This window comes from Serratia sp. CY32780 (genome assembly GCF_052169135.1).
GTDB lineage: Bacteria > Pseudomonadota > Gammaproteobacteria > Enterobacterales > Enterobacteriaceae > Serratia > Serratia sarumanii.
Genome location: NZ_JBJNLI010000002.1, coordinates 278,902 through 298,974, shown reverse-complemented (window position 1 = coordinate 298,974; position 20,073 = coordinate 278,902). Strand labels below are relative to the sequence as shown.

The window sequence follows — 20,073 nt, the reverse complement described above, 5'->3', positions numbered from 1 at the left end:
ATGTATCTGCTCTATCGCTCACGTCATCTTTTCAGCTGGTTGCCGGCGCTGATTGTCGCCGGTTGCCTGCTGTTCGCCAGCCAGCAGGCGGCGCTGAAGATCCAGCCGCGCTACGACGAAACCGCCATCGAACTGGCGCTGGTGGAGCCTGAACCGGCGCCTGAACCTCAACCGGAAACGCCGCCGGAGCCTCAGCCAGAACCGCCGCCGCCCGAGCCGGAGCCGATCCCCGAACCGGTAGTGCCGGCGCCGGAGCCGATCGTGGAAGCCAAGCCGGTGCCGAAACCGCAGCCGAAGCCCAAACCCAAACCGGTGAAAGAGAAAGCTAAACCGGTAGAGAAACCTAAACCGACGCCGGCGCCCGCCGCCCCGCGCGCGCTGGTCAGCAAACCGGCGGCGCAGCCCGCACCGGCCGCCCCGGCGGCGCCGAAGGTGAATGCGCAGGCGATCGAAAACGGCTATCTGCTGGCCTTGCGCCGCGAGCTGGAACAGCGCAAGCGCTACCCAAGCGGGCGGCAGGCCTCGCTCGAGCGCCCGCAGGGCAACGTCGAAGTGTGGCTGGAGGTCGATCGCAGCGGCCGGGTGCTCTCTTCCGGCATCGCCAACAAAGCCGCCAACATGCTGCTGAATCGCGCGGCGATGAGCAGCCTGCAAAGCATCAGTTCAGTGAAGCCGTTCCCGAGCGAGGCGTTCGCCGGGCAAACAACCAAAAGATTTACCGCGACGTTCAATTATCAGGCGCCTTAGCGCAAGGGTTAACCGTTTGATTTTTATGGGATGCACACAATGAAATCGTTTAATCGTTCTGGGATCTATCTGGCGGTGATGTCGGCGATGCTGCCGGGCGCCGCGCTGGCGGCCGACGCCACCGATGTCGGCACCATCAGCGTCAAGGGGCAGTCGCTCGGCGGCGGCATGATGGTGCAGGATGACAGCGCCAAGGCGCGCTCCACCGTCACCAAAGAAGCGATGGACAAAATGCCGTCGGCGGCCAACGCCATCGATAAGCTGAAATACACGCCGGGCCTGAACGTCAACAGCAACGACGCCAGCGGCCTGAGCGGCGTGGACTACACCATGCGCGGCATGAACTCGGATCAGATCGGCCTGTCGATGGACGGCATCCCGATCAACGACTCCGGCAACTACGCGGTATACCCGAACCTGCTGGGCGATGCGGAGAACCTGGAAGAGGTGTTCGTCACCCAGGGCTCCTCCGAAGCGGACGGCCCGCACATCGGCTCGAGCGGCGGCAACATCGGCCTGGTGACGCGCCGCCCGGCGAAAGACTTCGGCGGTTTCCTCAAACAGACGCTGGGCAGCAATAACCTGAGCAAAACCTTCGCCCGTCTGGAGACCGGCGAATACAACGGTTTCAGCAACTGGATATCTTATTCGCACACCGAGGCGAAGAAGTGGCGCGGCGAAGGGCGCCTGTACTCCGACAAGTTCGAGATGAACTCGCTGTATGAAGACGGCAACGGCAACAGCAGCAATCTGGTGATGAAGTACAACCGCCAGAACAACACCAACTACAACACCCTGAGCAAGGCGCAGTTCCAAAACGATGGGCGTGGTACCGATTACGCCACCACGCCGGAGTACAACAGCAAAGGGCAGTTGAACAAGTATTACAAGATCGAACGCAACCCGTTCGAGAACTTCACGCTATCGTTCACCCAGAAACTGCAGCTGCGCGACGACCTGTCGCTGACCCTGCAGCCGTATTACTACTGGGGCAACGGCGGCAGTTTCAACGGCCAGACGGCCTCGGTATTGTCCAGCACGTCGGACAGAGCCGGGCAGTATGACCTCAGCAACCTGCAGTCCAACACCTATTACCGCCCGTCGTGGACCCAAACCTGGCGGCCGGGCATCACCACCAAGCTGAAGTGGGACATCAACGAGCAGCACAGCCTGGATATCGGCTACTGGTATGAGCGTGCGCGCCAGCTGCAAACCCAGCCGTTCATCAGCATCAAGGACGACGGCAACCCGGCGCAGATTTGGGGAAAACCTGGCGGCTCCGATCAGGTGAAGGACGCCAACGGCAATACGGTGCAGGGGCGCAACCAGTACACCATCACCCCGGCGCAGAAGGTGTGGCTGCAGGATACCTGGTTCGCCACGCCGGACTGGACCTTCGTCGGTGGCCTGGCCTATCAGTATGTGGAGCGCAAAGGGGACAACCGCGGTAGCCTGTACAACGTGCCGGAGAAGCGCAAAGCCACCTATCATGAATTCCTGCCGAACTTCAGCGCCAGCTATAAGGTGAATCAGGAAAACCAGGTGTTCTACAACCTGACGCGCAACATGCGCACGCCGCCAAACTACGTGCTGTACAACGTCGGCGACTCGCTCAGCACCAAGCCGGAACTGAGCTGGAACCACGAACTGGGCTGGCGTTTCCAGCAAGAGGACATGCTGCTGAGCGCCACGCTGTTCTACATGCGCTACAGCGATCGCCAAATCTCCACCACCAACGCGGCCGGCGACTACGAGATGATGAACATCGGCAACGTGGAGAACAAAGGGCTGGAGCTGGAGTGGAGCGGCCAACTGCCGCATAACTTCAACTACTACACCTCGTATACCTACACCGAATCGAAGCAGAAGAACGACATCGTCAGCAACGGCGGGCTGCCGCTGCCGACTTCCGGCAAAGAGGTGCCGAACGTGCCGAAAAACCTGCTGAACATGACGCTGGGTTATGACGACGGGCTGTATTACGGCAGCGTCAGCGGCAAGTACGTCAGTGCGTTCTACGGCGATCTGACCAACGACGAGAAGATCGGCGGCCGCACGGTGTTCGATCTGGCGGCGGGGGTGCATCTGCCGGTGGACAAGAAAATCGTCAAAAGCGCCGCGCTGCGTTTTGGCATCAGCAACCTGTTTGACAAGGAATACCTGACCTCGGTGCGCACCACCACCTTCAACGCGGCGCCTTACGGCGGCGTGAGGGCCAGCACGCCGTATTACAACGTCGGCGAAGAACGCACCTTCAGCGTCTCGCTGGAAGCCACCTTTTAACTGAATGCCCCGCCGCCTGCCGGGCGCGGGGAAGAGGACCCCTGTATGGACGCCAATCTGTTGCACGACATTATTTTCTACGTGATGTACGCCGCGCTGGCGATTGCGCTGGTGATCATCATCGAACGCACGCTGTACTTCGCCTACACCCAGCGCCAGGCGCGCCGGCTGGAGCAGGCGCTGACGCCGGACGTGCGCCGCGCCGCCGATCTGCCGGACGAGCTGACCCAGCGCAATAGCCTGCCGATGTCGGTGATCGCGCCGGTACTGGCGCAGAAACACCACGCCGGTGACCGCGAGGCGATCGGCGATCTGATCGACGCCCAGTACCTGCTGAGCAAGCCGCCGATGGCGCGCGGCCTGTGGCTGCTGGAAACCGTGGTCACCGCCGCGCCGCTGCTGGGGCTGCTGGGCACGGTGATGGGGATCATCGAAACCTTCAAGGCGCTGGCCGCCTCGGGGGTGTCCGAGCCGAGCCTGGTGTCGGCCGGGATGGGCACCGCGCTGTACGCCACTGGCCTCGGCATCGCCATCGCGCTGCTGTGCCTGGTGGCCAACAACTTCCTGCAGAGCCGCATGGAGCGCATCAACGAACTGCTGAAGGTGCTGCTGATCCGCGCCGGCCAACCGGCCAGCCGCCCGGAGAGCGGCAGCGGCGAACAATGGGTTGACAGCGGGGCGCCGCGCTATGCCTAATGGCCATCCAGTACGGCGGCCGCGCGGCCGCCTTTATACGGCATTGTGGGGCGGTTGTTTGTTGATGTTGAGCCAGAGCGCCGCGGCGCGTTTTGCTATTCCCGGCTATGAGCTGGTGTACACCGCACCGGTGGAAACCGCGCTGCAGGCCGACGATCTGCGTAACACCGCCGAGGTGTGGCGCGAGATGTTCGACGCGGCGAAAACCCGCATCGATCTGGGGCAGTTCTACGTGGCGAATCAGGACGGTTCGCTGCTGGACGGCGTGCTGCAGCACCTGAAGGCGGCCGGCGAACGCGGGGTGAAAATCCGCTTTTTGCTGGAAGAGAAGGGCCTTCGCATGTCTACCGCCGAGACGCTGGAACAGCTGAAGGCGATCCCCAATCTGGAGCTGCGCATCATTCCTTACCAGAAGCTGAGCGGCGGCATTCTGCACGCCAAATATCTGCTGGTGGACGGCGAGCAGGCGTTCGTCGGCAGCCAGAACTTCGACTGGCGTGCGCTGGAACACATTCACGAAACCGGGCTGCGCATCAGCGACGCCAAGGTGGTGGGGCAGATCCAGGCGATCTTCGAGCAGGATTGGCAGGCGCAGGCGCTGTTGGCGCAGGATAAGCCGGTGCCGGCGCTGCCCGATTCGCCGCCGACGGCGCAGCCGCAGGGCAACTATCTGGCGGCCAGCCCGCGCGCCTACAACCCGGCGGGGGTGATTGACTCACAGGCCGAGCTGCCGCGCCTGCTGGCCGGCGCCAAGCGGCGGGTGCGGGTGCAGGTGATGGACTACGCGCCGCTGTCGTTCGGCCCGGAACGCAGCCGCCCCTTCTATGCGGTGATCGACAACGCGCTGCGCAGCGCGGCGGCGCGCGGGGTGCAGATCGAGCTGATGGTGGCCAACTGGAACACCAAAAAGCCGGATATTGCCTGGCTGAAGAGCCTGGCGCTGGTGCCGAATGTGCAGATCAAGGTGGTGACCATTCCGCCGGCCAGCAGCGGCTTCATTCCGTTCGCCCGCGTCATCCACAGCAAGCTGATGACCATCGACGATGAGATTGCCTGGGTGGGCACCAGCAACTGGACCGGCGGCTATCTGGACAACTCGCGCAATCTGGAGCTGGTGATGCACAGCGCGGCGATGAGCGGGCGGTTGGACAAGCTGTACCAACAGCTGTGGAACAGCGTCTACGCCGAACCGTTGCGGCTGGATTACGACTACCCGCCGCCCAAGCCGGGCGGAGAATCCTGATGAGCAGGGCGCGGTTCACCTCCGCGCCCTGTGTTTTTTAGCGCCGCCAGCCGGCCTTCTCCAGCGCCGTCACCAACTGCTCGGCGCTCAACCCTTCCGCCCGGTGGCCGTTGCCGCTGACGGTATTGGCCGCCAGCAACGCATTCACGATCGCTTCTTCCACCGCTTCCGCCGCGGCGGCGAACAGCGCCGAAATATAGTCGTTGTTCACCATGCGCAGCGGCGTGGTGAAGGCGCCTTTGTTGGCGTAGTCGGCGGGCGGCAGGCCGTCGTTGCCGGTAGCGAAGGCGATGAAAATGTCGCCGCTCGAATCCTCGGTGCCGCCGCCGGTGCGGGCGATGCCGATGCTGGCGCGCTGCGCCAGCCGCGCACACTGGTGCGGCAGCAGCGGCGCGTCGGTCGCCAGCGCCACCACGATGGAGCCCATGCCGGGATGCGGCAACTGCGGCGTGAACGGCGAGGGGAGATGCCCCAGATGCCGGCCTACCGGGTAACCGCCGACCAGCAGCGACTCGCGCTTGCCGTGGTTGGCCTGCACGATGGCGCCCACCGTCCAGCCGCCCTGATCGGCGGGCAAGCGGCGCGACGCGGTGCCGCTGCCGCCTTTGAATTCATGGCAGATCATGCCGCTGCCGCCGCCGACCGCGCCCTCCTGCGGCAAGCCGCCCCGGGCCGCCTGCTGCGCCTGGCGCACGTGCTCAGCCTTGACGTGAAAGCCGTTGATGTCGTTGAGCAGGCCGTCGAAGGTTTCCATCACCACCGGCATATTCCAATACACCGCGTTATCGCCCGCGGGCAGCGTTTCACGCTCCAGCGCGATCAGCGCATCGCGCACCACGCCCACGCTGTGAGTGTTGGTGAAGGCGATCGGGCTGGTCAGCAGGCCCGCTTCGCGCACCCATTCCAGGCCGGTGGCGTCGCCGTTGCCGTTCAGCACGTGCACCCCGGCGAAGCAGGGCGCGTGGCGCGCGGAACCGGGGCGCGGTTCGATCACCGTCACGCCGGTGTGCACGCTGCGTCCGTCCGCCAAATCGGCATGGATGCTGGCATGGCCGACGCGCACGCCGGGCACGTCGGTGATGGCGTTCAGCGGGCCGGGCGTGCCCTGTCCGATGATAATGCCCAGATCCTGAGCGCGCTGCGTCATGGTTATTCTCCTTCTATTGAGGGGGCGGCGAGGGGCGCCGGTTGGCGGCCGCGCAGATGGTTCAGCGCCAGCCCGAAGCCGATGATGCCGGCAATGATAATAAAGTCTTTCAGGCTGCTGGCGATCAAAATCGTCCACAGCACGTACAGGCAGCACAGCAGCGCCACCACCACCGGCAGCGGCCACAGCGGCATCAGGTACGGGTGGTGGAAGTGGCGGCGACGGCGGCTGATCAGCGCCGCCACCGCCATGATGATGTACACCAGCAGCAGCAGGATCACGGTGAACGAGGTCAGCGATTCGAGATCGGAGCAAAACGCCAGCAGCGCCGACGGCACGCCGAACAGCAGGGTGGCGATCCAGGGAGTGCCGAAGCGCGGGTGGATGATTTTCAGCGCCCGGTTAAACGCCGGCAGCCAGAAACCGTCACGCCCGCTGGCAAACATCATGCGGCTGAACTGCGCCACGATGGCGATGATGGCGTTGAACACCGACAGATAAATCGCGCCGCTTACCACCCGCGCCAGCGTCGGGCCGCCGAGCTGGGTGACCACATAGCCGACCGGATCGGCCTGTTTGGCCATCTCCGTCAGCGACGGCGAGCCGATCAGCAGGGCGGTGAACGGCACCAGCTCCACCAGCACCACGATGAACAGCGTCAGCATGATCGCGATCGCCATCGGTCTGCCCTGTTCGCGCATGTCTTCCGCCATGTACACCGCCGCGCCGTAGCCGTTGTAGGAGAACAGCGCGACCCCGACCATGGCGACGATCAGCGGCAGCGACACCGGCGCCAGGCTGCCCTGCGCGTCCAGCATCACCGGCGCGGTGAGGATCTCCGTGCTCTGATGCGGGTGGCTGAAGCCGAGCCAGGCGATCAGCGCCAGCACCGCCACTTCCACCACCAGAAAGGCGCCGGTCAGCAGGGCGTTGGCCTTGATGTTGAAAATGGCGCAGATGCCGCCGACCAGCACGGTGAGCATGCCGGCGGTCGAGGCGTCGAACTGGGTGCCCAGCGCGGTGTTCAGGTAGGGCACCGCGCCGGTGGCCAGCACCGCCGGCACGAACAGCGAGGCGCTGAGGATAAACAGATAGGTCTGCAACCCGCACAGGGTGCCGAACAGGCGCTTGATGATGCTGTATTCGCCGCCTGCGCTGGGGTGTGCGGCGCCGAGTTCGGCATAGCACAGCGCGATGGCGGCGGCGACGCAGGCGGCGATCAGAAACGACAGAAAGGCGCCGCTGCCGGCGTTGGCGATCGCCAGCGGCGCGATAACGAAGATCGAACTGGCCGGCGTCACGCCGGACGCGGTGATCATCACCACGTCGAGGACGCTGAGATTGCCTTTGAAGGTGTGTTCAGGGGCGGACTCTTTCATTGGGAACTACTCCATTAACGCTTGGGTGAATTGTTGTTGCCGCCAGAAGGGCGACTCTGTTGTCCTGCGTAAAGATGAAATGGAGCGCGTGGAAATACCGGGGAAGCGAACTTCCCCGGAAGGGACTTTTCGTTATGCTGGGATTACCCCTGCCCCGACGGGAAGCTGAAGCTGGCGCGCCGGGCATCGCCGGAGGACGGCCAGCGCTGGGTCACGGTCTTGCGTTTGGTGTAGAACCTGACGGCGTCCGGGCCGTAGGCGTGCAGATCGCCGAACAGCGAGCGCTTCCAGCCGCCGAACGAGTGGTAGGCCACCGGCACCGGCAGCGCCACGTTGATCCCCACCATGCCGACCTGAATGCGGCTGGAGAAGTAGCGCGCCGCCTCGCCGTCGCGGGTGAACAGACAGGTGCCGTTGCCGTATTCGTGGGCGTCGATCAAGGCCATCGCCTCCGGCAGCGACGCCGCGCGCACCACGCCGAGCACCGGGCCGAAGATCTCTTCCTGGTAGATGCGCATGCCGGGCGTCACGCGATCGAACAGCGTCGGGCCGAGGAAATAGCCCTGGCTGGGGCGGCCGTCTGCGCCGATCACGCTCAGCTCGCGCCCGTCCACCAGCAGCTCGGCGCCTTCGGCTACGCCCTGATCGATATAGCCTTTCACCTTCTGATAATGCTGTTGGGTCACCAGCGGCCCCATGTCGTTGTGGTTGTCGTTGCCGGGGCCGACGCGCATGGCGGCCATCTGTTGCCGCAGCCCGGCGATCAGCGCTTCGGCGGTGCCGTCGCCCACCGCCACCACCAGCGGGATGGCCATGCAACGCTGGCCGCAGGAGCCGAAGGCCGCGCCCATCAGCGCGCCGACCGCACCAGGGATATCGGCGTCCGGCAGCACCACCGCGTGGTTCTTGGCGCCGCCCAACGCCTGCACCCGTTTGTTCTGCGCGCAGCCGGTGTGATAGATGTGCTCCGCCACCGGCGTCGAACCGACGAAACTGATCGCCTTCACGCGCCCGTCATGCAGCAGCGTCTCCACCGCTTCGCGATCGCCGTTGACCACGTTGAGCACCCCCGGCGGCAGCCCGGCCTCCGTCGCCAGCCGCGCGATATACAGCGCGGCAGAAGGCACGCGCTCGGAAGGCTTCAGCACGAAGGTGTTGCCGCAGGCGACCGCCATCGGCCACATCCACAGCGGCACCATCGCCGGGAAGTTGAACGGCGTGATGCCCGCCACCACCCCCAGCGGCTGAAACTCGCTCCAGCTGTCGATGCCCGGGCCGGCCTCTTTGCTGTGTTCGCCCTTCAGCAGTTCCGGCACATAGCCGGCGTATTCGATATTCTCGATGCCGCGCTGCAGTTCGCCCAGGGCGTCGCTGAGCACCTTGCCGTGCTCGGCGGTGATCAGTTGGCAGATGGCATCGGCGTGCTGCTCCAGCAGATCCTTGAGCTTCATCATGATGCGCGCGCGCTTCAGCGGCGGGGTGTCGCGCCAGGCGGGATAGGCCTGTTCGGCGGCGGCGATGGCGCGCTCCACCGTGGCGCGGTCGGCCAGCTGCACCTCCTGCGCCGATTGGCCGGTGGCCGGGTCGTAAACCGGCTGGCTGCGTTCGCCGCCAGCGGCGGGCTCGCCGTTGATCCAATGGGTAATGGTCATGGCTCTCTCCTTATTCGGTGGCGTTGAGGGCGTCGCCCACGGCGTTGATCAGCGCATCGATCTGCGCTTCGCTGCTGATGAACGGCGGCGCCAGCTGCAGGGTGTCGCCGCCGTAGCGCACGTAAAATCCGCTTTCCCAGCAACGCATCGCCGCCTCGAAGGGGCGCCGCGCCGGTTCGCCCGGCCGCGCCGCCAGCGTAATGCCGGCCGCCAGGCCGATGTTGCGAATGTCGGCGACGTGTTTGGCTCCCTGCAGGCTGTGCACCGCGCGCTCGAAGTAGGGCGCCAGCGCCTGTACGCGCTCCACCATCTGTTCGCGCTGCAGGATGTCCAGCGTCGCCAGCGCGACCGCGCAGCTGACCGGGTGGGCGGAGTAGGTGTAGCCGTGCGGGAATTCGAGCTGGTAGTCCGGCTCGCCGCCGTTCATGAAGGTGTGGTAGATCTCCGGCCGCACCACCACTGCGCCCATCGGCTGCGCGCCGTTGGTCACCTGTTTGGCGATGTTCATGATGTCCGGCGTGACGCCGAACGCCTCGGCGCCGGTCATCGCGCCGCAGCGGCCGAAGGCGGTGATCACTTCGTCGAAGATCAGCAGGATGTCATGCTGGGTACAGATTTCGCGCAGGCGCTGCAGGTAGCCGACCGGCGGCACGATCACCCCGGCGGAGCCGGAGAAGGGTTCGACGATCACCGCGGCGATCGTTGAGGCGTCGCGCAGCGCGATGATGCGGTTGAGCTCTTCCGCCAGCTCCGCCCCCTGTTGCGGCATGCCGCGCGAAAAGGCGTTGCCGGCCAGCAGGGTATGCGGCAGGTGGTCCGCCTCGGCGCCGGCGCCGAACGTTTTGCGGTTGCCGGCGATGCCGCCGACCGAGATGCCGCCGAAGTTAACGCCGTGATAGCCCTTTTCCCGGCCGATAAAGCAGGTTTTGCCCGCCTGGCCTTTGGCGCGCCAGTAAGCGCGCGCCATTTTCAGCGAGGTGTCCGCCGCTTCCGATCCGGAGCCGGTGAAGAATACGTAATCCAGCCCCGCCGGCGTCAGTGCCTTGATCTTGTTGGCCAGTTCGAACGACAGCGGGTGGCCGAACTGAAACGCCGGCGAGTAATCCAGCGTCGCCAGCTGGCGCTGGGCGGCGTCGGTGATTTCCTGCCGGCCGTGCCCCAATCCGCAACACCATAATCCGGACAGGCCGTCGAAAATCTTTCTGCCGTCATGGCTGGTGTAATACGTCCCCGCGGCTTGAGTAATGATGCGCGGCTGCGCTTTAAAATTACGGTTGCCGGTAAAAGGCATCCAATGGGCCTCTAACCCTTCGGCATCGAGACTATTTAGCGGGTGATTTTCAGCGGCCATGTTTTCCTCCGAACAGGAAAATAAGAGCGATTAATGAAATAAACCGAGTTGTTAACGAATTGTTGTGCGAAATTGACTATGTACCGCTTGTTCTCTACTGTGAATAATCATATGTCGAAACTTACTTAAGGTTTTATGCAAGTAAAAAAGCGCGCGCTGTTAGGGCAATTGTCGGATATGGATCTGCGTTTGCTGCGGGTATTCAAGGCCGTGGTCGACTGCGGCGGCATGAGCGCCGCCGAACTGGAGCTGAACATCAGCCTGTCGACCATCAGCAAACACATCAAGGATCTGGAGCAGCGGCTGGGCCTGACGCTGTGCCAGCGCGGGCGCGAGGGCTTTGCGGTCACCGACGAGGGGCTGCTTATCTACCAGGAAACCGTCAACCTGCTGGCGGCCACCGAGGCGTTCCGGCGCGGGGTGGACGAGGTACACCAGCGCCTGGGCGGGCAGCTGCACGTGGCGATATTCGACCATACGGTCAGCAATCCGCAGGCGCAGATCGGCCGAGCCATCGCGTTATTCAGCGAGCGCGCGCCGGAGGTTTCTTTGCAAATGTACGTGGAGCCGATTAATACCATTGAACGCGGCGTAATTGACGGGCAATTTCAGGTTGGCGTTATTCCCATGCACCGCAGCGCGGAAAGTTTATCTTATCATTCGTTATTCAGTGAGAGGATGTTCTTATATTGCGGCGCGCAGCATGAATTATTTTCCGCCCCCCATGAAACATTAAATTGGGATCTGCTGCACAATTATGCCTTCGCTGGATTAGGCTACCATTCGCCGAATATGGAACTGAGCCTGCAGCAACATTTGCATCGCAAGGCGACGGGGTTCGCGCAGGAGTCGATCGCCACGCTGATCCTCTCCGGCAAATACGTCGGCTTTTTGCCGGATCACTACGCGGCGTTTTTCGTGGCGCAGAACCTGATGCGGGCGATCAAACCGGCGCTGTTCCGCTATCACTGCGAATACTCCAGCGTGCTGCGCCGCTCGCCGGTGCCGCAGCGGGTGGTGAAGCTGTTCCATGAGTGCCTGCTGGCGGCCCACGGAACAGCGTGACGCTTACTGCTCTTTCTTCTTGCCGAAGATTTTGATCAGCGCGCCGACCAGGATGCCGACCGCGATGCCGGCGAAGATCCAGCCGATGATGCCCATTTCCTTACTCCTGCTAGTGCGTTGATCTGATTATACCCGTCATACTTGAAACTGCATCTGTGTTGGCTGCGAGTGCGTACGCCAGTCACTGACTTGAGTAAGCTCTGGCGAGCCGCCTCTTGCCGCCGGGATGCCGCTCCAACTATTTAGGGTAGAAATAGTCATTCGACGCGAAACGCCTCTTCGATCATCCGTTGCCGCTGCGCCGGCGCATAGTCGATCCAGGAATTCTTGCTGTTGGATTTCTCCAGCGCCACCGCCAGTTCCTGGCCGGAAATCGGCAAATCGTCCCGCCAGAACGGCGCGATGGCGTGGCGGGTGATGAAATCGGTCAGGTAGCTCTCCGGGCTGCCCTGCCAGTGCGGATACAGGCGCGCGGCCAGCTCGGCCATCAGCGCGCGTTGCTGCGGCTGTTCGCTGCTTTCCAACAGGGCGAGGAACGGCAGCAGCAGACGGCCGCAGACCTGGCCGTGGTGGTAGTCGCGCAGCGCGCCAATCTCGCCGGCGATGCCGTGGATCACCCCCAGCCCGGCGGCGCTCAGCGTCAGCCCCCCGAGGTAGGAAGCCTGCATAATCGCTTCGCGCGCCGCATCGCTGCGGTTGAGCGCCGGCCAGGCCGCAAGGAAGTGGCGGATGCCGCTCAGCGACATGTCGCGCGTCATGGCGCCGGCGGTTTTCGACAGATAGGCCTCGAACAGGTGGGTGAAGGCGTCGATGGCGCAGTAGGCCAGCACCTTGTCCGGCGCGCCCGCCAGCAGCTGCGGATCGAGAATGGCGGTGTGCGGCACGAAGTTATTGTGGCGCAGCGAGGCCTTCACTTTGCTGACCTGAGTGTCGGTGATCACCGCGTTCTGCGTCACCTCGCTGCCGGTGCCGGCGGTGGTGGGAATGGCGATCAGCGGCAGGGTGGCGCCGCTGATTTTGCTGTCGCCCACCTTTTCCATATAGCGCAGCGTCGGCAGCGGATGCTCCACCAGCGCGGAGAACGCCTTGGCGGCGTCCAGCACGCTGCCGCCGCCGATGGCCACCACGCGCCGGGCTTGGCCGCGCCAGCGCGCCACCCAGGCGTCAATTTCCTGCGGTGACGCCTCGTGGCTGACGATCTCGGTGCCGATGAACAGTGGCGCCAGCGATTCGCGCAGGCCGGCGTACACCGGGCCGTTGAGAAAAGATCGGCAGCTGAACAGCAGCGTTGGCTGCGGATCGGCAAGCAGCAGCGGCGGCAGTTGCCGGATGCTGCCGTGGCCGAACCAGGTCTGGCGGTTGGCGATGATGTGGCTGACGGACATGAGGTCTCCTTGACGGCGTTGCAGGGCGCGATGCCACAGCATAAGCCAGCGGGCGCAGAGCGGCCACCGCTTTCCCCGCTGCGGCAACTTGTGAGTTGTTTAACATGTAAACGATCGCGTTCTTGCATTTCGGCGCGCCTGATGCTTTTTTTAACAGTACTGGCCGTCATGCGGCCAACCCCATCCGAAATCGGTAGATTGTTAATGTATTAATAATGGCGAGGCGGGTATGGATATTCAGGTTGAACGCTTGTCTGCGGTGATCGATGCGGTGGCCAGCCCGCGCTTTTATCCCAGCCTGTTGAATTGGCTGGAAGGGTTTTTCGCCTTCGACAACGCCATTGTCTATGCCTTCGAACGCGGCCGGCCGCCGCGCTGCCTGATCAAAACCGAGCGGGAAAACAGCGATGCGGTCAACCAGCTCTACCAACAGGGCGCCTATCTGCAGGATCCGTTTTACCGTGCGCTGAACGACGGCGGCGCAGGCGAGGTGCTCACGCTGCGCCAGCTGGCGCCCTGCGGGTTTTATCATAGCGACTATTACCGTAATTTTTATCGCAAGACCGGCTGGCACGACGAGGCCGGCGTGCTGCTGCAGCTGACGCCGGAGCGCGGGCTGGGGGTGTTCTTCGGCTCGGCGCGCCGCACGGTGGCGGTGCGCTACCCGCAGCGGGCGGATCTGCGCAGCGCGCTGACGCTGGTGAAAAGCGTGGCGCGGCTGCACGGCGAAGTGGTAGCGGCACCGGCCGAGGCCGACACGGGGAACGACGATGGCGCGCAGGCGCGCTATCTGCTGACGCCGCGCGAGCGCGAGATCGTCGATCTTATCCTCGCCGGCTGCGGTTCGCAGCAGATTGCCGACCGGCTGTTCATCAGCCTCGGCACGGTAAAAAATCACCGCAAGAACATCTACGGCAAGCTGAACATCGGCTCGCAGGCCGAACTGTTCAGCCTGCTGCTGACCGCCCCGCAGCGCCGCAGCGCGTGAATGTTAATTTTTTGTAGCGAATGTCCCTAAGGGGACATAGCGGCACGGCTGCCGCCTCCCGATAATCCGATGTCATGGCATAGGCAATCGGGAGTGCGGCAGTGAACAACGAAATCGAGTCCTTAACCTACTACGCGGCGACCAAAAAATACGATCTGCGCTTCCCGACGCTGGAAGAGGATCTGGACGTCGACGTGGTGATCATCGGCGGCGGCTTCTCCGGCATCAACACTGCGCTGGAGCTGGCGGAGAAGGGCATCACCAACATCGCCATTCTCGAAGGCCGCTATCTGGGTTACGGCGGCACCGGGCGCAACGGCGGCCAGGTGATGGCCGGCATCGGCCACGATCTGGAGAAGATCAAGCGCCACGTTGGCCCGGCCGGGCTGGAAACCATCTTCAAAATCAGCAATCTCGGCGCCGGCATTATCCGCGAGCGCATCAAGAAATATGACATCGACGCCGACTTCTGTTTCGGCTACGGCTACCTCGGCAGCAATGCGCGCCAGGAGAAGACCCTGCGCGGCTGGCTGAAGGAGTTCAGGGCGGTAGCGCCGCAGGAGGAGATTGAGCTCTACACCGGGGCGGAGGTGAAGCAGGTGGTGGGCTCCGACGCTTACAGCTGCGCGCTGAAACACATGGGCGGCGGCCACGTGCATTCGCTCAACCTGCTGCTGGGCGAGGCCAAGGCGCTGAGCGGCTACGGGGTGAAAATCTTCGAGAACAGCAGCGTGCTCAACGTGGAGTATGGCCCGCGCATCACGGTGCGCACCGCCATGGGCTCGGTGCGTGCCAACAAGATGCTGTGGGCCTGCAACGGCTTCCTCAACGGCATGGAGCCGCAGATTTATCGCAAGACCATCAATACCTACGCCTTCCAGCTGGCCACCGAGCCGCTGTCTGACGATCTGATCCGCCAGATCAGCCCGATCCGCGGCGCCTACAGCGACATCCGCCCGGTGATCGACTATTACCGGGTGACCAACGAAAACCGGCTGCTGTTCGGCAGCGCCACCCGCCTGATCGAATACTTCCCGTCGGATCTCAAGGCCTGGAACCGCAACCTGATGCTGAAAGTGTTCCCGTACCTGAAAGACGTGAAGATCGATCTGGCCTGGGGCGGCCCGCTGTGCTGCAGCGCCAACCTGTTCCCGCAGATCGGCACGCTGCCGGATCGCGACAACGTGTTTTACGTGCAGGGCTACTCCGGCTTTGGCGTGACGCCGAGCCACATCGTGTGCAAGGTGCTGGCGGAAGGCATGAGCGAAGGATCCGATCGCTACGATCTGATGAGCTCGATCCCGCACGTCAACATCTTCGGCAAGGACAAGCTGCGGCGGGTGATGACCACCGCCGGTAAGGTTTGGCACCAGACATCCGGCTACTGGAAAGGCCGCCGTTAACCCTCAGAGGAGAATGACATGAAACCGTTACTGCTTAAACAACCGCTGCCGGAACTGCTGGAGATCGGCAGCGTCAGCAACCTGGGCGCCACGGTGATCGCCGGCACGCCGACCGTCGGCGTGGCCAGCATCTTCGGCGAGCCGACCGACAACCTGAACTGCGGCGTGTTCAGCTGCACCCGCGGCAGCTTCGTGATGGAGTATCCGTTCGCCGAGCACGCCACGGTGTGGGAAGGCAGCGCGACCCTGACCAACGAACGCACCGGCGAATCGGTGCAGTATCAGGCCGGCGATTCCTGGTTCGTCGAGAAAGGCACCCCGGTGCGCTGGGACATCACCTCGGATCGCTTCGTCAAACACTACCTCGCCATCGTCGAGGGCTGACGCCGTCATGCCCCCCTCGGCCCGCTGAGGGGGAACGCCTTAGCCTAACGCCCGCGCAATAAAATCGGTCACCCGCTTGAGGATCCGATCCTTATTGGTTTCGTTAAAGCTCTCGTGCCGCCCGCCCGCATTGATCATCCGTTCGAAATCGTCGCCGCGCAGACGATCGAGCGCGGTTTGCGTTTCGCTCATCAGCACCAGCCGATCGTCGTCGCCGTGGATCCACAGCGTGGGCAGCGCGCCGAAGCCCGGCCCGGCGTTGATGGCGGCGAGGATCCGCTGCATGGCGCGCAGGGTGGGGCGCTTGAACGGCCCGTGCCACACCAGCGGATCTTCCTGATACGCCGCGCCAACCGCCGGATCGCGCGCCAGGGTAGCGGTATCCAGCGGCGCGTCGGGGATCGTCGGCAGTTCGGCCAGATCGGAGATCGCCGTTCTGTCGCCAAGCAGCGGGCCGGACAGCACCAGCGCACGCACCTCCTCGCCGTAGCGCTGCACGTAGCGGGTGGCGATCATGCCGCCCATCGAGTGGCCGATCACCACCAGCGGCAAGGTGGGGTATTGCTGCCGGAAATGGCTGACCACGCGCTGCACGTCGTCGACCGCGGCGTCATAATCCTCGATCAGCACGCGTTCGCCCTGCGACAGGCCGTGGCCGAGATGGTCGGGGCCGAACACCCGCGCGCCCTGTGCCTGCAGCGTGCGCGCCACGTATTGGTAACGGCCGAGATGCTCGCCGTAGCCGTGTATCAGCAGCGCCAGATAGCGCGGCTGGTCATTTCCCCAATCATGCACGGCGATGTCGCCGTGACGGCCTTTGATAAAGCTGACGGTTTGTTCGGGCATCTTATTGTTCTCATGGTGGTAGGGTTGCCCTTCAGCGTAGCGGCTGGCGGCGAGGTTGTCAGGGGCGCCGGGTGCGGCGCCCGCAGAGAGGGGGTTACAGGCCGAACTGGCGCGCCAGCTCGTCGAGCGCTTCGCGCTGGAAGCGGTTGAAGGCGTCGCGCGGCTGCTGTTGCTGGATAAACGCCAGCAGCGGATCCTGCACTTCAGTGCGCACGCCGCTCAGCTGTTCCATCACCGCCAGCCCGCAGAACGGCACGTAGGATTCGGCGTAGCCGCCTTCGTGCACCATCACCAGCTTGCCGCCGCACAGCCGGTCGGCGGCGTCCTGCACCAGCGCGGTCATGGCGCGGAAGCTGTCGCTGTGCAGCTGCATGCGCGCCAGCGGATCGAGGGCGTTGGCATCGTAGCCGCAGGCGACGATGATCAGCTCCGGCTCGAATTTTTCCAGCGCCGGGATGATGATGCGCCGCATGGCGTGCAGGTAGCCGTCGTCGCCGGCGCCGGCCAGCATCGGCACGTTAACATTGCAGCCCGCCCCGTCGCCTTCGCCGCGATCCCGTTCGCCGGAGTAGCCCGCCGGGAAGCAGCCGTCCTGATGCAGCGACAGCGTCAGCACGTCGCCGCGTTGCCAATAGATGTGCTGGGTGCCGTTGCCGTGGTGCACGTCCCAGTCGAGCACCGCCACCTTGCCGAGGCCATGGCGAGCCTTGGCGCGCTCGATGGCGATGGGAATATTGGCCAGGAAGCAGAAGCCCATCGATTGATCCGGCAGGCAGTGGTGGCCCGGCGGGCGCGACAGCGCATAGGCGTTATCCAGCTCGCCCTGCAGCACCGCCTCCACCGCCGCGCAGGCCAGCCCGGCGGAGAGCTTGGCGATTTCATAGCTGCCCGGCCCCAGCGGCGCTTCCTCTCCCAGCAGGCCGCCGCCGCTGTCGCTCACCTGTTTGAAACGCTGCAGATAGTGGGCGGGGTGAATGCGCAGCAGGTCTTCTTCCGTCGCCGGTTCGGCGCTCAGCAGGGTGAGCTGGCGCGACAGCCCGGACACGTCCATCAGGTTCTTCATGCGCCGTTTGGTTTCCGGCGACTCGGCATGGCTGGCGCCCGAGGGCGGTTGTACCCAGCCGCCGACCGGCAGGGTGGTGGCGTGCAGGCCGGTGCTGTGCCAGAAACAGCGTTCATCAAACAAGAAACCGGTTGTTCTTTTCACCTTTCTCCTCCTGTTATACGGCGCGGTGCGCGCGGTGAAGCCAGCGAAATCAACAGCAGCGACAGCAGCGCGCAGCCCAGCGCGCCGAACAGCAAGGCGTTGAAACCGCCGGAAGATTCGATCAGAGAGCCGGCCAGCGTCGGGCCGATGGCCATGCCGCCGCCGATCACCAGGTTGATGCCGTTCATCAGCTTGCCGTCGTTATCCAACCCGGCGACCCGCGCCAGAATGAACGGCAGCACGAAGGTCCAGGTGAATTTGAACAGCAGGGCCGCCAGGGCGAAGCGCAGCAGCAGGGGCTGGCCCGTCAGCAGCGCCACGCTGGCCAGCAGCAGGGTGTACCCCAGCACGATCGGGCGTCCGCCGCCGAAGCGCGCGCCGATCAGCGCCGCGGCCCCCGCGCCGACGATGCCGAGCAAGGTGGCGACGGCCAGCACCTGGCCGCTGTGGGCCGGCGACAGCCCGGCGCCGGCGGCGATGCCGCCGATAAAGGTCCAGACCGCGCTCAGGCTGATGTAAAAGGTCAACACCGCCAGCACGGCGCACAGCTTGCGCGCCAGCGAGGCGGCGGGGCCGCTGCGGGCGGTGCGGGCAGCGGTGAAACCGTTGGGGAACGCCGGGATGAGCGGCAGGCAGCACAGCATGATGGCCGCCAGAATCAGGTAGACCGCCATCAGGCCGAAGTGCGCGAACAGCGGCGGCAGCACCAGCAGCCCGACCGCGCCCAGCACCAGCTGGCCGAGCACCCAGAAGGCATAGACCCGGCTGGGATTGGCGGTGCCGGCGGCGCAGGTGATGCACAGGATCATCAGGGTGCCGCCCGCCAGCGAGGCGATAAAGCGCAGCGGCAGCAGCAGGGTAAAATCCTGTGCCAGCGCCGAAGCCAGGTTGCCGGCGATAAACACCAGCGCCGACAGCGTAGCGACCCGCCGCCAGTTGATGCGCCCGATCCACCACCACGCCGGCAGCGTGGCCAGGCTCATGGCGCCGAGTTCGGTGGAGAACAGGTGGCCGATCTGCGCCGGGCCGAGCTGCCACTGCGCGGCGAGCTGGGCGGCCACGGCGGGGGCGGTCATCAGAATGCCCGGCGCGATGGCGGCGAAGACGATAATGGCGGTCAGCAGCCGCGGCGGGCAGGGGAGCGCCGCGCCGACGGCGGGCGCGGAAACCGAATCACTGGACATAAACCTTATTCCCCAAGCGTTAAGTGACGATGAAATATCCCGCCCGGCCCGATTGCGGGCAGGGGGAGGCCACGCCATAAATGGCGAATACGTTTTGGCGTTATTTTCCGGCCGTCGGCAGCGGCGGCCGTTATCGGGCGTTAACCGTGGGCGAGAAAGCCGCCGGCGACCAGTTCGGTGCGGTTCACCACGTCGGTTTTGGCGAAAATATTGCGCATATGGGTTTTCACCGTGGACAGCGAAATACCCAGCTTCAGGGCGATGCGCTTATTGCTGGCGCCTTCGCGCACCAGGTTGACGATCTCTTGCTCTTTGGCGGTCAGCATCTGCGCCTCGCCGTCGGGCAGCAGATCGCGCGTCGCCAGCTCGATCAGCGGCAGCACCGCGCGCAGGCGGCCGCGCTCCACTTCGGTAAACGGCGTATCGCGGATCAGCGATACCCCGGCGACGATGCGCTTGCGCTGGCGGATGAAGATCTCCGTCATGTCGCGCATGTCGTTCGGCAGCATAAAGTCGTGGTAATAGCGGCGGTTGCCGGCGATCGCCGCCGGGCTCATGCCGACCATGGTGATGTCCTGGCGATGGAAATTGGCCGGTTGCAGCGGGTCTATCTGTTGGAAGTGGTTCAGATACTGCTGATGCGTTTTATCGGGCATGCCATACAGGATGTAGTGATCCGGCCGCAGGTCGCGATCGACCAGATAAAACACCCCGGCGGACACCGGGATCAGGTGCGTAATGGTCGCCAAACAACTGTTGATAAAGGCATCGGATGCTGTGCTGTGCATGATTCGTGTTCCTCCCTTTATCGTTCAATCTGGAGAAGGTTGGCGGTCAATATATGAACGATACAAGCATAGTTGTAGCAATTTGGCAACACAATAAAAACATATTAACAACGTGAGGCCGATTGCAATAAAACACATAAATAACAAGATGACACTGCGTTAATCAGGGCTTTTCGGTTCGGATTTATCGCGATTTTCATTAATAGGTTAATGAAATAATTCACCGCTTTTCCCGCTGAATTTACAGCGCTTTTCAATGTTTGCCCGGACGAAGCCCTCGCCGCCCTGCGCGTGCTACAACCGATGCCGTCGCCGTCGTCCCTCG

The 20,073-nt window shown here is 63.9% G+C and carries 17 protein-coding genes; 8 read left to right on the top strand and 9 right to left on the bottom strand.

Translation table 11 applies throughout. The features are described 5' to 3' along the window. The 4 genes from ACJ8HH_RS14930 to ACJ8HH_RS14915 are packed head-to-tail and all read left to right on the top strand — an operon-like array spanning window position 1 to window position 4,969. Complete coding sequence (locus ACJ8HH_RS14930) at window positions 1-747, top strand: energy transducer TonB family protein (RefSeq protein ID WP_060451818.1); 747 nt, start codon at window positions 1-3, stop codon at window positions 745-747. Between the two features lie 39 nt (window positions 748-786). Beyond that, the gene (locus tag ACJ8HH_RS14925; protein ID WP_033636947.1) at window positions 787-3,030 is read left to right on the top strand and encodes a TonB-dependent receptor family protein; all 2,244 of its coding nucleotides are present in this window, start codon (window positions 787-789) and stop codon (window positions 3,028-3,030) included. A gap of 45 nt (window positions 3,031-3,075) precedes the next feature. Then, a complete protein-coding gene (locus ACJ8HH_RS14920) occupies window positions 3,076-3,726 on the top strand; it encodes a MotA/TolQ/ExbB proton channel family protein (RefSeq protein WP_049235387.1) in 651 nt (216 codons plus the stop codon). Next, window positions 3,719-4,969: a phospholipase D-like domain-containing protein gene (locus tag ACJ8HH_RS14915; protein WP_060451819.1), complete on the top strand. Its 1,251-nt coding sequence runs from the start codon at window positions 3,719-3,721 to the stop codon at window positions 4,967-4,969. Before ACJ8HH_RS14920 ends, ACJ8HH_RS14915 begins: the two co-directional genes overlap by 8 nt. A 37-nt stretch (window positions 4,970-5,006) precedes the next feature. Here ACJ8HH_RS14915 and ACJ8HH_RS14910 read toward each other — a convergent pair whose 3' ends face one another. The 4 genes from ACJ8HH_RS14910 to ACJ8HH_RS14895 form a co-directional block, all read right to left on the bottom strand. Beyond that, window positions 5,007-6,116, bottom strand: a complete 1,110-nt coding sequence (locus ACJ8HH_RS14910) for a DmpA family aminopeptidase (RefSeq protein WP_060422584.1) — start codon at window positions 6,114-6,116, stop codon at window positions 5,007-5,009. A gap of 2 nt (window positions 6,117-6,118) precedes the next feature. Continuing rightward, complete coding sequence (locus ACJ8HH_RS14905) at window positions 6,119-7,495, bottom strand: APC family permease (RefSeq protein ID WP_060422582.1); 1,377 nt, start codon at window positions 7,493-7,495, stop codon at window positions 6,119-6,121. Window positions 7,496-7,638: 143 nt separating this feature from the next. Further along, window positions 7,639-9,147 (bottom strand): CoA-acylating methylmalonate-semialdehyde dehydrogenase, encoded by a 1,509-nt coding sequence (locus tag ACJ8HH_RS14900; RefSeq protein ID WP_060451820.1) that lies wholly within the window; start codon window positions 9,145-9,147, stop codon window positions 7,639-7,641. A 10-nt stretch (window positions 9,148-9,157) separates the two neighbouring features. Beyond that, window positions 9,158-10,498 (bottom strand): aspartate aminotransferase family protein, encoded by a 1,341-nt coding sequence (locus ACJ8HH_RS14895; RefSeq protein ID WP_060451821.1) that lies wholly within the window; start codon window positions 10,496-10,498, stop codon window positions 9,158-9,160. A gap of 135 nt (window positions 10,499-10,633) precedes the next feature. Between ACJ8HH_RS14895 and ACJ8HH_RS14890 the strand changes: the two genes are divergently transcribed. Then, window positions 10,634-11,563: a LysR family transcriptional regulator gene (locus ACJ8HH_RS14890; protein WP_033648549.1), complete on the top strand. Its 930-nt coding sequence runs from the start codon at window positions 10,634-10,636 to the stop codon at window positions 11,561-11,563. 257 nt (window positions 11,564-11,820) lie between these two features. Here ACJ8HH_RS14890 and ACJ8HH_RS14885 read toward each other — a convergent pair whose 3' ends face one another. Then, on the bottom strand, window positions 11,821-12,948 hold the full coding sequence (locus tag ACJ8HH_RS14885; protein ID WP_049194534.1) for an iron-containing alcohol dehydrogenase: 1,128 nt from the start codon (window positions 12,946-12,948) through the stop codon (window positions 11,821-11,823). Between the two features lie 229 nt (window positions 12,949-13,177). Between ACJ8HH_RS14885 and ACJ8HH_RS14880 the strand changes: the two genes are divergently transcribed. The 3 genes from ACJ8HH_RS14880 (at window position 13,178) to ACJ8HH_RS14870 (ending at window position 15,723) form a co-directional block, all read left to right on the top strand. Further along, window positions 13,178-13,936: a helix-turn-helix transcriptional regulator gene (locus ACJ8HH_RS14880; RefSeq protein WP_043148191.1), complete on the top strand. Its 759-nt coding sequence runs from the start codon at window positions 13,178-13,180 to the stop codon at window positions 13,934-13,936. Between the two features lie 101 nt (window positions 13,937-14,037). Further along, window positions 14,038-15,339, top strand: coding sequence for an NAD(P)/FAD-dependent oxidoreductase (locus ACJ8HH_RS14875; RefSeq protein ID WP_049194537.1), 1,302 nt, complete (start codon window positions 14,038-14,040; stop codon window positions 15,337-15,339). 18 nt (window positions 15,340-15,357) lie between these two features. Continuing rightward, the gene (locus ACJ8HH_RS14870; RefSeq protein WP_019454941.1) at window positions 15,358-15,723 is read left to right on the top strand and encodes a cupin domain-containing protein; all 366 of its coding nucleotides are present in this window, start codon (window positions 15,358-15,360) and stop codon (window positions 15,721-15,723) included. 39 nt (window positions 15,724-15,762) lie between these two features. On the opposite strand, the gene ACJ8HH_RS14865 is transcribed toward ACJ8HH_RS14870, so the two are convergent. The 4 genes from ACJ8HH_RS14865 to ACJ8HH_RS14850 all read right to left on the bottom strand — a co-directional run bounded on the left by ACJ8HH_RS14865 (window position 15,763) and on the right by ACJ8HH_RS14850 (window position 19,748). Then, window positions 15,763-16,569, bottom strand: coding sequence for an alpha/beta hydrolase (locus tag ACJ8HH_RS14865; protein WP_060428710.1), 807 nt, complete (start codon window positions 16,567-16,569; stop codon window positions 15,763-15,765). Between the two features lie 94 nt (window positions 16,570-16,663). Continuing rightward, window positions 16,664-17,776, bottom strand: a complete 1,113-nt coding sequence (locus ACJ8HH_RS14860; protein WP_060451823.1) for a class II histone deacetylase — start codon at window positions 17,774-17,776, stop codon at window positions 16,664-16,666. Beyond that, entirely contained in the window at window positions 17,773-18,960 is a 1,188-nt protein-coding gene (locus ACJ8HH_RS14855; protein ID WP_060426394.1) for an MFS transporter, read from the bottom strand. The genes ACJ8HH_RS14860 and ACJ8HH_RS14855 overlap by 4 nt, the downstream gene beginning before the upstream one ends. 140 nt (window positions 18,961-19,100) lie before the next feature. After that, the gene (locus ACJ8HH_RS14850; RefSeq protein ID WP_033636963.1) at window positions 19,101-19,748 is read right to left on the bottom strand and encodes a helix-turn-helix transcriptional regulator; all 648 of its coding nucleotides are present in this window, start codon (window positions 19,746-19,748) and stop codon (window positions 19,101-19,103) included. Window positions 19,749-20,073: the final 325 nt, after the last annotated feature.